Below are 13,092 nucleotides of genomic sequence, written 5' to 3' on the forward strand. Positions count from 1 at the left end.
TTATTTTGTAGCGCTTGATTTTGTAATGCAGGGTGGAGCGCAGAAGGCCCAGCTTTTTGGCCGCCAAGGTGACGTTGTTCCCTGTTTCCTGCAAGGCCGTAATAATTTCCTGCTTTTCCAAATTCCCCTTCTTGGCGTCCAAAGGCAGCCGGTCGTGTGCGCTTTCCAAACTTCCCAAGAGCTTCCGGGCCCGCTTGTCCCAGGCCGGGTGCTCGTATTTTTGGAAAAACTCGCACCCCATCAAAAGCTCCGTTTCCATCTGTTTGGAAGCATAGGCCCCGCATTCCACGGCGGTGACCACGGCTTTGGAAAGCTCCCAGTCGTTCTCGCAATTCTCGAACACCTCGAAGGCCCGGTCAAAAGCGTTTTTGGCGTCCTTCCAGTTCTTCAAGTTGGCATAGGCCACGCCCCGGCCGACAAAGCAGGCCCCCCGCTCCAGTTCCTCCGGCAGTTTGATCAAATAGCTTTCGCAGGTCTCGTAGGCCTTCAAGGCCTCGGACGGCTCCCCTTTGGCGTTGTACAAATCCCCCATCAACCGCCAGCACTGGGTCATAATCGTGCCGTAGGGGCTGACCCGCTCGCCGATTTCCAAAGCTTTCTTGAGATAATCTTCGGCTTCGGAAAAACGGCCTTCGGCGATGGAGAGTTCGGCCAAATGCTCATCGACGATTTTCAGTGTTCCAATCAGATTTTCCTGGCTGCAAACCTGCGACGCCTCAAGGTAATGTTTGCGCGCTTCTTTGAAGCGACCTCCCAAAAGCTCCGAACGGCCAAAATTGACCAACCCTAAAGCATAGTTTCCCCAGTCGTTCGTGCGATTCGTCTCAAGAAGAAATTCCTTCAAGCTGGCCTTTGCGGCTTTCCAATCTCCCTCAAGAAATTGGTGCCAAGACAAACTTCCGCGCAAGACAGTTTCGTAATATTTGTCCTTTGCCAGTGAAGCACAGCGTTGAGCTTCAGCGTTATAATCATTGGCATATCTTAATTCACCTCGGATCTTGGATAGATACGCCATTTGATTCAGGGCCCTCGCAGCTTGGCCCCACTGTTTACTCGGCTTGAAAGTGGAAACCGCCAATTCAAGATGTTCTTTGGCCAAAGTCAGATTTCCCAAATCGATGAGCAGTGCCCCGGCCAATTTCTGCGACTTGGCGATTCCATCGAGGTCACGCAAGACGAGGTACATTTCCAGCGCTTTTTGAGTGGCGGCAATACCCCCTTTTTTGTCACCTAATTCCCAGAAGACATATCCCTTAAGATAATGAAAATATGCGGCTTCTTCTGAAGCCGTTTCAACGCCGAAAGTTGAAGGAAGCTTTTCGAGTTGTGACCAAGCTTCTCCGAAACGCTTGGCCTGAATTAACTCCCCAATGCCCGCCAGCTTTTTCGCTATTACGGAAGAACTTTTATCGAATTTCCCCATCTATCCGTGGCGAATCAGAGAGTTTTGTAGTTGAATTTCCTTCGAAAACAGTATTTTTTTTGTTCCAATACGAATAATCAAAAGGTAACTGCCACTCCAGCCAATCGGTACAACGACGAATCTTCCAGCCTTCAGATGAGGATATCCAGATTCATCCAAATCACGAATGGTCAAATAATATCGTTGGGGAAGTGCAAACGCGGGAGCGGCGGAAGAAAGGAGCAACAAAGCCGCCGCAAGAAGGGTGAATAGTTTAAAGGCCAAAGACCTCACAAAAACCACTCCTTTCGTTATCTTGTTAAAAGCCATAAGATAATACGCATGCAAACCGGAAAGTGTCAAGGGTTTTTTTACTAAAAACAGTCCCACCAAGCCATTCCGACCCAAGGGTTTGGCACAATCTTTGCTTGACTATTTCCGCTTCTTTTCCCGCGCCAGATAGTCGGAAAGCGCCCGCCGGTGGGCAGAGAAGGCAATTTCTTCCGGCAAACCGTCCAGGGGGAAAAACTCCGCTTTGAGGGCGTCGTCGCTGGGTTTCAATTTGCCGCCGACTATTTCCGCTTCGTAAAGGATCAAAACCACCCGGGTGCGGGGGTCATCGCCGGCCCGGTAAACCGAAAAAAGCTTTTGCACGGCGATATCCAAACCGGTCTCTTCCTTCACCTCCCGGACGGCGGTTTCTTCCGGCGCTTCGTCATATTCCATAAACCCGGCGGGGAGCGTCCATAGCCCAGCGCGGGGTGGGTATTTGCGCAGAACCATCAAGAGCGTGGAACCCTTGCGTACAAAAGCGCCGACGGCGGGAACCGGGTTGCGATACTGCACGAAGTCGGCTTTGGGGCAGACCCGCCGCTCCTGCCCCCCCAAATCGAGCGGCGCGAGCTCGCTGCCGCAGCGGGGGCAGAAACGGTACCAAGCGGATTCATCCTCCGCCCAGTGGGAAAGTTTTTCGGAGAGCTTTTTTCTCGATTTCGGCATCAGCGCGCCTTCATCACCAAAAGGGTCATATCATCGAAGGGGGGAACCGGGCCGGTGAACGCCTCCACGGCGTCTACGATTCTGTCCTTGACCCCTTCGGCGGAGAGGTGGCGGGACTCCAGGGCTAAATTGACCAGCCGCTCCTCACCAAACATCTCGTCATGGTTGGAGGCGTCTGTCAGCCCGTCCGAATAGACAATCAAAGTATCCCCGGGATGCAGGGGCATACACTCCGACTCGTAGCGGGCCCACTCGAAACAGCCCACCACTGTCCCCCCTTTTTTCAGAAATTCCAGATTGCCGTTTTCCCGCACCAGAATCGGATAGTTGTGACCGGCGTTGGAGTAGAAAAGTTTTCTCTCCAGCGGGTCGAAAAGGGCGTAGAATAAAGTCACAAATTTTTCAGGCGAAGTGTTGGCCACCATAAGCTCGTTAATGGAGCGGATGAACTCCCCGATGGGGCGGTCGTGACGGTGCTCGGCCTTGAGCGTCGCCTGCAAAAAGGCGATTAAAAGCGCCGCCGGCATCCCCTTGCCGGAGGCATCCGCCAGAACGAACGCCAGACGCGGTTCCCGCCACATAAAGTCATAAAAATCCCCCCCCACTTGCCGGGAAGGGCGGACGTAGCTGGCAAATTCATACTCGGCAGAGGAGGGAAGCCGGGCGGGCAAAAGGTTTTGCTGAATCTGACGGGCCAAAGCCAACTCCTCTTCCATCCGCTGTTTTTCCAAAGTTTCTGCGTAAAGCCGGGCGTTCGCGGTGGCAATGGAAAGTTGGTTGGCCAAAACCCCCAAAAGGGTCATATCCTCCGAACTGTAGCGGAAGCCGGAGAATTTTTCCCCCAAAGCGAGGATGCCGACGAAGCGCCCCTCATCCAGAATTGGCACGGCGACCTTGGCCCCCATTCCGGCAAAAAGACGGGCCAGTCCTTCTTCAGATTGCTCCGGCATCACCGCTTCGAGGTAGGTCGGCTGCTTGCGGGCCAGAAGCGTTTTAAAAAGCGGGTCGCCGGCGGAAATGTTCTGGGCCAGCACCTCGTTGCCGGCAGAAAAGGTCAAAAGAGCTCCCTTGGAGTCGCTTTCCGCAAGCAGCAGCGAGGCCCGCTCGATGAAAAGCTCCTTCTCCAAAAGCTCCGTCACCCGCTCGGAAATCTGGTTCAAGTCGAAAATGGAGACCAACTCGCGGGAGAAACGCTCCATCAAGTTGCGGAAATCAGAGCGCTGGCGGATGAAAAGCCGCTTGATTAAATCGTCCAGCTTCTCCATCACCGGCTGGAAGAAAACCAGGGCCAATAGAACAAAACCGATTTCCAATGCCGCCGTTTTGGCCCCGAGGACATTGCGTAAATAGCGCCCCAACTGGGCGGCGGCCAGGATATAGACGGCCACCAAAAAGCCGGTGGAAAGAAAATAGACCAGATTCTGGCGGAAAATCACCCGCACATCCATGAACTGGTAGCGCAGGATGGCCCAGCCGACCGCGCCACAGCCGACCACCAAGGCGCCGATGGTCAACGCATAGCGCAAAGGTTCCGACAGCGAAAAATCGAACAGGGCCGGAAAAATGAAGGCCACCGTATAGAGGGCCATTGCCACCCCCAGACCAGCCAGAATCAAACGCACCTGGCTTTTTAGCCGGGGATTCGGGAAAGCGGTCTGGCGGGCGAAAAGAAGCCCGATGGCCAAAACTGCGTAGCTTAAGTTGACCAGCGAAAAGAAGCGGACGTGAAACTTGTACGCCACCGCCAGAAAGAGCGCCACCACCCGGAAGACGTAGGCAAAGGGGGAAAGCAGCGCCTTGGCGACCGGGCCGAACTGTTCCAGAGAAAAGGAGGTGGAGAGCTTCTCCGGGCTGGTGAAGAAACTGACCCAGAAAATGTGAAACAGGTGGGGCAGAAAGATGCTGTAACGCAAAAAACGCCACCGCCGGACCGTTTCGGTTTCGCGCGGGAAAACGAGGGCGAAAAGCAACAGGGCGGGGAAGAAAAGTTCCCAGACGTAGAAAAGGTTGTACCAGCTTTCGTACGCCCCTGCGGCGGTGAGCGTCCCCGTGCGGGACAAAGTCGTGCCAATGGCGGCAAAGAGCGCCCCCAGCCCGCCGAAAAAGAGCATAAAGGCGGTGGTGCGGTTCACCCGGGAGCGGAAGTTCTCCCGCAGGATGACCATCCCCAGAAGGAAAAGGAAAAACGAACAGGCCAAATAAACGCCCGTTCCGAGCACGGACCAGTTCATGGCAGTTTTTTGGTCAGTTTAACGCGGGTCCCTCCCTTTTTCCCCTTTTCAAACTCGACGGCATCCACCAGCGTCTTGGCGATGAAAATTCCCCGCCCCACCTCCTTAAGCAAATTCTCCCCCTCCAGGGGGTTGGCAATTTGATTCGGGTCGAACCCATCCCCCTCATCCTCTACGCAAATGGTGACCTCGCCGGGGCGGAAGAAGAGTTCCAGGGTCACCAGCTTTGTTTCGTCCTGGCGGTTCCCGTGCAAAATGGCGTTGTTGACGAACTCTGAAACGGAAATCGCCAAATCGGCGATGAGATCCTTGCCAAAACCGGCTTTCTTCAACTCCAGCTCCAGAAAACGGTCCACTTCCGACAAAAATTCCTGATTGGAGGGAAAGGCGACGCCGTGGGGAATTTTGGTAAGCCGCTTTACCATGCTGCTTTGAAAAACAAGGTTGTTGAAATAAAATACGGATGCCCGAACTGTGTACGCCAGCGCATATTCTCCCTTTCTTGTACGGGGGTAAACCCGCCGGGTTACCAATATACCGCCGCCGGGAAGGTATGCAATAAAAAAGGCGGGGCCACCCGCCTTTCTTTTTCCCGCCTCCGGAAACAGGTCAGTTATTTGAAGGAAAGTCCAATACCGCCTCCTCCACGGAGGCATAGGTTTTGAATTTTTCGGTCAGTTGGGTGATGGCAATCAGGTCTTCCACTTTGTCGGTGATGCGCGCCAGCCGGAGTTCCCCCCCTTCCTTGCGCAGCCTGTTCAAAGCCGAAACCAGAATTCGAATCCCGCTCGAATCCATATGCGGCACCTCCCCCAAATCGATAACCATCCGCCGGGCGCCAATGCGCACGAATTCCTCGATTTTACCTTGCAACCGGTTCGTATCCGGCCCGTCCAGAATTCTTCCCAGGGGAATGACAATGACGACTCCGTCTTTCTCGCTGGTGTTAAAGTTCACGTGGATGCCTCCTTTCACGGGCGGCTGAAATCTCCTGAAGGTCAAATCCAAAACCCTGTTTCCCTTTACGGAAGGCAGGCGGGCAGGTTGCAACAAAATTTTTTTGCGGTCGGAAATAAAAAAGGCGGGTTTCCCCGCCTTCGGTCTCCCGGCAAAAGCCGGTTTTCAGGAAGCGGCCTTAAAGTTCTTTAACGCCTCGTCCACCGAGCCGTAGGTTTTGAAAACCTTGGAGAGCTGCGTGATAACCAGAAGAGATTCGATTTTGTTGGTGATGCGGGAGAGTTTGAGTTCCCCTTGGACGTTGCGCAGGCTGGTCAAGGCCGACACCAGAATTCCTAGCCCGCGGGAGTCCATCAGTTCCACTTCCCCCAAGTCGATGACCATTTTGCGGGCGCCGATCCGCACCAACTCCTTGATTTTTTCGTGCAATTTTTCCAGTTCCGGGCCGGCCATCATCCGTCCCTTGGGGGTGACGACCACCACCCCCTCCTTTTCGCTTATTTCGTATTTCATCCTTATGCTTTCCTTTTTTCTCCGGAAGAGGGCCGGGCAAAGCTGCCGACCGCTTCTTCCACGGTTGCGTACATTTCAAAACTGGCAACCAGCCCGACAATACCCAAGAGCTGGCGGACCTTGGGGCTGACTTGGGTCAAACAGAGATGTCCGCCGGCCGCCGTGGCGGTGGAAAGGGCGGCGATTAGAAAACCGAGCCCGCGGGAATTCATCCATTCCACGCCGGAGAGGTCCACCACCATTTTATGTTTCCCGGCTTTCACCCCTTCGCGCACTTTTTCGTGCAGTTCCACGGATTCCTCTTCTCCCATCACCGAGGCCCGGGGGGCGAAAACAAGTACTCCGGACTGTTCGGTTACGGACACCCGCATTTCAAAGAACCCGAAGCGTATTACTTGCCGAAGCTTCCGATCGCCTGCTCCACCGAATCGTGGGTTTCGAAAACGGTTACCAGTTTGGTGATGACCAGAAGGGATTGGATTTTGTCGGTGACTCGGGCCAGTTTAAGCTCGCCGCCGGCGCCGCGCATGGTGGTCAGGCCGGATATGAGAATCCCCAGCCCGGTGGAGTTCATCCAGTCCACTTCGGCCAGGTCGATGACGACTTTTTTGGTGTTGTTCTTTATCAGTTCGCGCAGCTTTTCATGCAGCTCGGTGGAGTCCGGCCCCCCCATAATCTTCCCCTTGGGGGCCAGAATGGTCACTCCATCCTGTTCCCGAACGCTAAACTTCATACCCGGCTCCTTTTTGCCTTCCCCGAACGCTCGGGGCCCTGTTTTTTCCAGCGTGTGAAATCATTAAAAAATTCGGCCTAAATATCCGCTTATTGCCCCGGTTGTCAAGGAGTTTTTAGAGACGCGCAATTCCGTTGACAAACCGGCAGCCGCTCGGCCATATTCGCCCCGTGCCGAAAGAGAAACTCCCCCAGCATACCAAAATTTTAATCGGTTTGGGCGTTGGCGCGGCAGCGGGCATCGCCGCCAATTTGTTTTGGAGCGGCAGCCCCCAGCTCGAATGGCTGATTAAAAACCTCGCCTATCCTTTCGGCCAGATTTTTCTGCGGCTGATTTTTATGATTGTCATCCCGCTCATCGTCTCGGCCCTCGCTCTGGGGACGGCGGGAATGGGGGATATGCGCAAGCTGGGGAAAATTGGCGCCAAAACGCTGGCCTACACGGTTTTGGTTTCGACTATCTCTGTAATCATCGGCATTTCACTCGTCAATTTGTTTAAGCCGGGGGAGGGGATTTCCGCGGAAAATCGGGCGAAACTGGAGCAAACCTTCGGCGCGGGAGGAACGCAAAAAACGCTCGAGCAGGCGGCCGAGGCCAAAAGCTGGTCGGAGACGCTTTTGGACATCATTCCCAAAAACCCCTTTGCCGATATGGCCGGTATTTTTGCGGATAACTACAAGGGAGGCGGCGTTTTGGCGGTGATGTTTTTCGCCATCTTTTTGGGAATCGCCCTTTCCCTTTCCAAATCGGACAAGGTGAGCATTTTGATACGCTTCCTCGAAGGGGTTTTCGAGGTGGTGATGACCGTGATTCGGCTGGCGATGAAGCTGGCCCCCTACGCCGTGGCGGCCTTGATTTTTTCTGTCACAGCCCGGCTTGGCTTTTCGGTGGTGGCTACCTTGGGAAAATATGTTTTTGTGGTGCTTTTTGGCCTGGCCCTGCACCAGTTCGGGGTTTACGGGTTGATAATACGGTTCGTAGCCAAGGTCAGCCCGCTCAAATTTTTCCGCTCCATCGATGAGGTGATGGCGATTGCTTTTTCCACCAGCTCTTCCAACGCCACTCTGCCGGATGCCCTGCGGGTTTCGGAAGAAAAAGTGGGGGTGCCCCGGGAAATCAACAACTTTGTTTTGACCTTGGGCTCCACCGCCAACCAGAACGGCACGGCGCTCTATGAAGGGGTGACGGTGCTGTTTTTGGCCCAGTTTTTTGGTGTCGATTTGTCATTGGGCCAGCAAATTACCGTGATTTTTGCTTCGATTTTGGCCGGAATCGGCACGGCCGGTGTTCCCGGCGGCTCGCTGCCGTTCATCGTGCTGCTCTTACACGCCGTGGGTATTCCGGGAGAGGGAATCGGGATAATTTTGGGGGTGGATAGAATTCTGGATATGTGCCGGACCGTGGTGAATGTGACCGGGGATATTACCGCGGCGGCCGTGATTGCCAAAACCGAGGGGCACAAGCTGAAGGTTTCGTAGGATTGCAGGGGTTCAATAATATTGAACCCCTACGATGATTTTGTTAATTCATCCTCGAAAACTTTATAACCGGCAGGGTCGAATAATACAAAGAAGATTTTCCTGACGCTTTTTAACTTGGGGGCGAGTTTTTCCGTCGTTTCAAGCATCCACCGGGCGCAATCGGCAATAGAAAATCCGCCCACTCCTGTGCCGAGAGCAGGAAAAGCAATCGAAGTGGCGCCCAATTTATCGGCCAGAAGTAGCGAGTTTTCGGTGGCTTCCGCTATCGAGCGGGAAGTCGGCCTTAAATCCTGCCCCATGGCGGCTGCGTGGATGACCCAGCGTGCGGAAAGTTTTCCGGCGGTGGTTTCAACCGCCTGACCGACCTTTATCGGCCCTTTTTTCACCGCTTCCTCTTCAATTTCCCTGCCGCCCCGGCGCTTGAGTGCCCCGGCCACGCCGGAACCCATCCACAAATGGTTGTTGGCGGCGTTGACAATGGCATCGGCGGCAATTTCCGAAATGTCCCCCATCTTCAACTCGACTTCCACCGCCCCGATTTTCTTACCAGCAGCCATACCAGCTCCTTTTCTGCCAGAAATCCCGCTGGAAAAGATAAAACCGGTAAAACAGGTAGCCAAACAAAACCCCTTCCACCCAGCCAACCAGAATATCGAACGGATAATGCACGCCGACGGCAATGCGGGAATAGGAGATGAGAATTGCCACGGGAAACAAAACCCACCGGGCCCGCGGGTAAACCAAACCCAAAAACGTGGCAATGGCGAAGCTGGTGACGGCATGTCCGGAGGGGAAGGAGAAGGTCTGCCCGCAGCCGACCAGCAAATGGACATCCGGCAAAGTCAAACAGGGGCGGGGGCGCGCAAAGACCGATTTGACCAAATTGGAGTTGAACAAATCGGAAAGCCCCCAGGCAAGAGTGGCGTACAGAATGCCCCAGCGCCCCTTGTTGCCACCTTTCCAGAACCAGAAAAGTCCGATCGGAACGGCCAAAATCCGCCAATTGCCGGTGGCCGTTATCACCGGCATAACCGTATCGAAAACCGGGTTGGCGAGCTTTACGTTGAAAAAATAAAAAAGGGTGGTGTCCAATTGCGAAAGAAAATCGATAAGCACGTTCATCGCGTCAAAGATAGTTGGCGAACGAAAGCGCGGTCAACCGGAAGTTCGGCCAATTATCTTTTCGACCTCTTTTAGAAAGGCCTCGCGGCGGCTTGCCGGAACCAAAAACGTCGCCGTCATCTCCCCGGCAAATTTTTTCTCTTTAATTTCCGCGCCGATTTTTTTGGCCAAATTTAACAGCCGGTCTGCCAAAGGGAGCGGGGCGGAAAGCCGGACTTCTTCCAGCAATTCTTTCTTGACAGTCAACTCGAGCGCTCCCCCCGCCGCCTGCCGGTAGGCGCGGGAGAGGCCGCCGGTTCCGAGCTTGGTGCCGCCGAAGTAGCGCACGACGGCCACCAGAACGTTGGTCAAACCCGCCCCTCGGATGGCATCTAATATCGGCGGCCCGGCGGTCCCTTTCGGTTCCCCGGCATCAAAGCGGCGGGCTTTTTCATCTTTTCCAACACCAACAAGCCAGGCGTAACAGATGTGGCTGGCATCGAAGTATTCTTTCCTCAACTCCTCCAATTTCGCCTCTGCCGTTTTGACGGAATCAACGGGAAACGCAAACGCTTTAAATCGCGAGGCCTTTTCCCGAAGCTCGAATTGGGCATTCCGCGCCGGGACGAAAAATGATTTACTGGGCAACAGGGGCGGGGGTGGCCGGAACCGTGGGAGCCAGTTGCTTTTTGACCCAGTATTGCTCGAGAACGGAAAACAAATTGAACAAGGTCCAGTACAAAACCAGGCCGGACGGCATCTGAAAGAAGAAGAAGAAGAAAATGGCGGGCAAAAGATAGACCATCATTTTCTGCTTGGGGTCGCGGATGGTCAGCTTTTGCTGCCAGAACATCAAAACGGTCATCAATATCGGCAGAATAAAAAATTGGTCGGCGGCGGAAAGATCGGAAATCCAGAAAACGAACGGCGCCTGGCGCAGCTCAATTGCGGTGGACAAAACGGCATAGAGCGCCATAAAAAGCGGAAACTGCAAAAGCAAAGGCAAACACCCGGCAAAGGGGTTAAAGCCGATTTCGCGGTAGAGCTTGAGGGTCTCTTCGTTAAGCTTTTTTGGGTCTTTTTTGTACTTCTCTTTCAGTTTTTCCAGCCGGGGCTGGATTTCCGCCATCCGGGCCATCGACTTGGCCGATTTGCGCGAAAGCGGCAAAGTCAAAAGCTTGATGAGAATCGAAAAAACGATAATGACCACCCCGTAGTTCGGAAAAAACTTGTAAAAACCCTTGAACAACCAGAGCATCCCGACCGCTATCGGTTCAACCAAAACGTCCGGCGTAAGCGGCGCCGCCCCCAAGTCCAATAATTTTTCCAAACCGTTGCCGAAGCCGCGCAGAAGATTGTAATCCAAGGGGCCGATGAAAAGGGTGAAGCGCCCGGCAAGGGCAGCGGGCTGGCGGGAGCTTGCGCCGATGAAAACCGAAATCTTTTTACCGGCAAGCCCGGCCGAATCATGCTCCTGAATTCCCTCCGCCCAAAAGCCGGTGCCGGGGGCTTCCTTGGGAATGATTACCGCCGCAAAATATTTGCTGCGAGTTGCTATCCAGAAGGTTTCCCCCAAGGCCGCTTCCTTCAAGCTGTCGTTTTTGAAGCTTTTTTGATGGACGACCTCCGTTCCCATCCGGGCGTAGGCGCCAAAGTAATTCAGCGCATCCTCGCGGCGCTTTTCCGTGACCAAAAGCCCCCCCCTCCAGCCGATGCGGTAATCCCGGCCCCAGTCGCCGAGGGAATCAACCAAAACAGAGACCTCGATGGCGTAGCTTTGCGCCGAAAAATCGTAGCGGATGTGTACGGGGCGGCCCCCCTCCCCGCGAGCCGTGAAAGTCAGAGCCGCTTTTTGATTCCCCGAGAGTTCAAGTTTTTTGGCATCCGGCCTGAAATCGAGCGCGGAAGAATAGAAGTTGTGGTGCGGCAGCGAGATTTCAAAGCTCGTGCCCGCCTGCGGAGGAACCAGCTCCAGCGGAACCTTGCCGTCCAGAAAATACTTTTTCAAAACGACCGAGGCAAAAGTGGCCCCGCGGGTGGTGAGTTTATAGACGGCCAGAGGCGTTTCCACCGTCACCGTTTCCACGGGAATGGAGATTACGGCTGGTTGTGAAGCGGCCGACTTTCTGGGTGCTGTGCTTGGAACCAGAGCCGGCGGCTCGGCCGGGGTTGCATCTTTTGAAGTATCCGCCGGGCCGGTGGAAACGGGCTGGGAAGGGGCCGATTTTTTGGGGTTTATCCATTCGACGTAAACCGGCCAGAGAATGAAAACAAGGGCGATTAAAACCAGCCCGATGACGGTGCGTTTGTCCATTTATTGTATCGGATCCCAGCCGCCGGCCGAAAACGGGTTGCAGCGCACGATCCGCCACGCCGCCAGCGCGCTTCCTTTGATAAAACCGTGCTTCTTCAAAGCATCCAGGGCATACTCCGAGCAGGTGGGGTGAAAGCGGCAGACCGGCGGAAACCAGACGCGGATGAACTGTTGATAAAAACGGATGACCCCGCTGGAGGCGATTACCAGAACCTTCATTACGAAACGCGCGCCAAAACTTCCGCCCCGAACAACGAGAAAAGATACTCCGGCATTTTTCCCTCCGGCATCGTCGGGAAAAGATTCGGATGGCGGATGATGATCACGTAATCGAATCCCGGTTTGAAGAGCGCTTGATTCTTGCGCACCATTTCCCGCGCGCGTCGGCGGAGCGCAGTGCGCAGATGCGCCCTTCCCGCTTTGGCGGAAACCCGAAAACCAAAACGGGCATAGGACAGCTCGTTTTCCCGCCAAAAAATTTCCCCGCCCACAAAGGGCTTGCGCTTCCCTTGGGAAAGAATCAGTCCGAAGAGCTTGTCGCCGGAAAGGCGGGTGCTTCTTGGAAAGGTCAGCACTACTTGCCGGGAACCGTGGGCACGAGCCGCTTGCGCCCCTTGGCCCGGCGGCGTTTTATAACCTGCCGACCGTCCAAAGTGGACATCCGCTTGCGGAAGCCGTGGTCGCGCAGCCGCTTGATTCGAGATGGTTGGTACGTTCTTTTCATTCTTGATTATCCTTTCGTAAAGCGTACCAATATACCCTTAATACGCTCAAAATCAAGCCAAACGGAAATCAATGAACAGGAATTACTTTGCCGCTAGTCATCTTCGTCAAATCCGCCGGCGTGAGCCGAAAGACGGCGTTCGGAGTTCCGGCTGCCGCCCAAATTGCCTCGTATTGCAACAGGTCTTCATCAATGAAGGTTTCCAGCTTTTCGGAGTGGCCGACCGGCGGTATGCCGCCGATGGCAAAGCTGGTTTTTTGACGGACAAAATCGGCATCGGCGCGGTCGATTGGTTCTCCCAAATACCCGGCCATTTTTTTCTCATCCACCCGGTTTTTCCCGCTGGCAATGATCAGTATTGCTTTTCCGGACGTTTTAGATTTGAAAACCAGCGATTTTGCGATTTGCGCCACATGGCAACCGATGGCTGCGGCCGCTTCCGTCGCGCTGTGTGTGGTGGCGGGGAGTTCGCGGACCTCATTGTCCAAACCGAACATCCGAAGGGTATCCTGAACCTTTTGCGCGTTGGGGCTCAACACGTTTTTGATTTCCTAAATACCATTAGCATAAGTCAGCGCACATTACCCATATCAGCAAAACGCCACGTTCGTCCCGGAGCTTTATCCAACCCAAGGTT

18 protein-coding genes are annotated in these 13,092 nt (G+C 54.4%); 1 reads left to right on the plus strand and 17 read right to left on the minus strand.

Annotated elements, in window-relative coordinates; genetic code table 11:
• From VNL73_02360 to VNL73_02400, 9 genes are all read right to left on the minus strand, one after another.
• On the minus strand, positions 1 to 1,423 hold a 1,423-nt coding region (locus VNL73_02360), incomplete at its 3' end, for a tetratricopeptide repeat protein (GenBank protein HXF48253.1).
• Complete coding sequence (locus VNL73_02365) at positions 1,424 to 1,792, minus strand: hypothetical protein (protein ID HXF48254.1); 369 nt, start codon at positions 1,790 to 1,792, stop codon at positions 1,424 to 1,426.
• A gap of 42 nt (positions 1,793 to 1,834) precedes the next feature.
• Complete coding sequence (locus tag VNL73_02370; protein ID HXF48255.1) at positions 1,835 to 2,401, minus strand: NUDIX hydrolase; 567 nt, start codon at positions 2,399 to 2,401, stop codon at positions 1,835 to 1,837.
• Entirely contained in the window at positions 2,401 to 4,632 is a 2,232-nt protein-coding gene (locus VNL73_02375; GenBank protein ID HXF48256.1) for a SpoIIE family protein phosphatase, read from the minus strand. The genes VNL73_02370 and VNL73_02375 overlap by 1 nt, the downstream gene beginning before the upstream one ends.
• Complete coding sequence (locus VNL73_02380; protein HXF48257.1) at positions 4,629 to 5,057, minus strand: ATP-binding protein; 429 nt, start codon at positions 5,055 to 5,057, stop codon at positions 4,629 to 4,631. Before VNL73_02380 ends, VNL73_02375 begins: the two co-directional genes overlap by 4 nt.
• 184 nt (positions 5,058 to 5,241) lie before the next feature.
• On the minus strand, positions 5,242 to 5,607 hold the full coding sequence (locus VNL73_02385; protein ID HXF48258.1) for an STAS domain-containing protein: 366 nt from the start codon (positions 5,605 to 5,607) through the stop codon (positions 5,242 to 5,244).
• Between the two features lie 147 nt (positions 5,608 to 5,754).
• Positions 5,755 to 6,102, minus strand: a complete 348-nt coding sequence (locus tag VNL73_02390; GenBank protein ID HXF48259.1) for an STAS domain-containing protein — start codon at positions 6,100 to 6,102, stop codon at positions 5,755 to 5,757.
• A gap of 2 nt (positions 6,103 to 6,104) precedes the next feature.
• Positions 6,105 to 6,467 carry an STAS domain-containing protein gene (locus VNL73_02395; protein HXF48260.1) on the minus strand — a complete coding sequence of 121 codons (363 nt, stop codon included), beginning with the start codon at positions 6,465 to 6,467 and terminating at the stop codon, positions 6,105 to 6,107.
• A 26-nt stretch (positions 6,468 to 6,493) separates the two neighbouring features.
• A complete protein-coding gene (locus VNL73_02400; protein ID HXF48261.1) occupies positions 6,494 to 6,835 on the minus strand; it encodes an STAS domain-containing protein in 342 nt (113 codons plus the stop codon).
• Positions 6,836 to 6,969: 134 nt separating this feature from the next.
• Here VNL73_02400 and VNL73_02405 point away from each other — a divergent pair, with 134 nt between their 5' ends.
• Positions 6,970 to 8,313 carry a dicarboxylate/amino acid:cation symporter gene (locus VNL73_02405; GenBank protein HXF48262.1) on the plus strand — a complete coding sequence of 448 codons (1,344 nt, stop codon included), beginning with the start codon at positions 6,970 to 6,972 and terminating at the stop codon, positions 8,311 to 8,313.
• A gap of 29 nt (positions 8,314 to 8,342) precedes the next feature.
• Here the strand turns inward: VNL73_02405 and VNL73_02410 are convergent, their stop codons facing one another.
• The 8 genes from VNL73_02410 to VNL73_02445 all read right to left on the minus strand — a co-directional run bounded on the left by VNL73_02410 (position 8,343) and on the right by VNL73_02445 (position 12,952).
• The gene (locus tag VNL73_02410) at positions 8,343 to 8,873 is read right to left on the minus strand and encodes a macro domain-containing protein (GenBank protein ID HXF48263.1); all 531 of its coding nucleotides are present in this window, start codon (positions 8,871 to 8,873) and stop codon (positions 8,343 to 8,345) included.
• Positions 8,860 to 9,438, minus strand: coding sequence for a phosphatase PAP2 family protein (locus tag VNL73_02415; protein HXF48264.1), 579 nt, complete (start codon positions 9,436 to 9,438; stop codon positions 8,860 to 8,862). Before VNL73_02415 ends, VNL73_02410 begins: the two co-directional genes overlap by 14 nt.
• Positions 9,439 to 9,471: 33 nt before the next feature.
• Positions 9,472 to 10,065 carry a YigZ family protein gene (locus VNL73_02420; GenBank protein ID HXF48265.1) on the minus strand — a complete coding sequence of 198 codons (594 nt, stop codon included), beginning with the start codon at positions 10,063 to 10,065 and terminating at the stop codon, positions 9,472 to 9,474.
• Positions 10,055 to 11,731 carry a membrane protein insertase YidC gene (gene yidC, locus VNL73_02425; GenBank protein HXF48266.1) on the minus strand — a complete coding sequence of 559 codons (1,677 nt, stop codon included), beginning with the start codon at positions 11,729 to 11,731 and terminating at the stop codon, positions 10,055 to 10,057. The genes VNL73_02420 and yidC overlap by 11 nt, the downstream gene beginning before the upstream one ends.
• Positions 11,732 to 11,950, minus strand: a complete 219-nt coding sequence (gene yidD, locus VNL73_02430; GenBank protein HXF48267.1) for a membrane protein insertion efficiency factor YidD — start codon at positions 11,948 to 11,950, stop codon at positions 11,732 to 11,734.
• Positions 11,950 to 12,306 (minus strand): ribonuclease P protein component, encoded by a 357-nt coding sequence (rnpA, locus tag VNL73_02435; GenBank protein ID HXF48268.1) that lies wholly within the window; start codon positions 12,304 to 12,306, stop codon positions 11,950 to 11,952. The genes yidD and rnpA overlap by 1 nt, the downstream gene beginning before the upstream one ends.
• Positions 12,306 to 12,455 carry a 50S ribosomal protein L34 gene (gene rpmH / locus VNL73_02440; GenBank protein HXF48269.1) on the minus strand — a complete coding sequence of 50 codons (150 nt, stop codon included), beginning with the start codon at positions 12,453 to 12,455 and terminating at the stop codon, positions 12,306 to 12,308. Before rpmH ends, rnpA begins: the two co-directional genes overlap by 1 nt.
• Before the next feature lie 68 nt (positions 12,456 to 12,523).
• Complete coding sequence (locus VNL73_02445; protein HXF48270.1) at positions 12,524 to 12,952, minus strand: YbaK/EbsC family protein; 429 nt, start codon at positions 12,950 to 12,952, stop codon at positions 12,524 to 12,526.
• Positions 12,953 to 13,092 lie beyond the last annotated feature (140 nt).

The sequence above is a fragment of the Verrucomicrobiia bacterium genome (assembly GCA_035574275.1).
Lineage (GTDB): Bacteria > Zixibacteria > MSB-5A5 > DSPP01 > DSPP01 > DSPP01.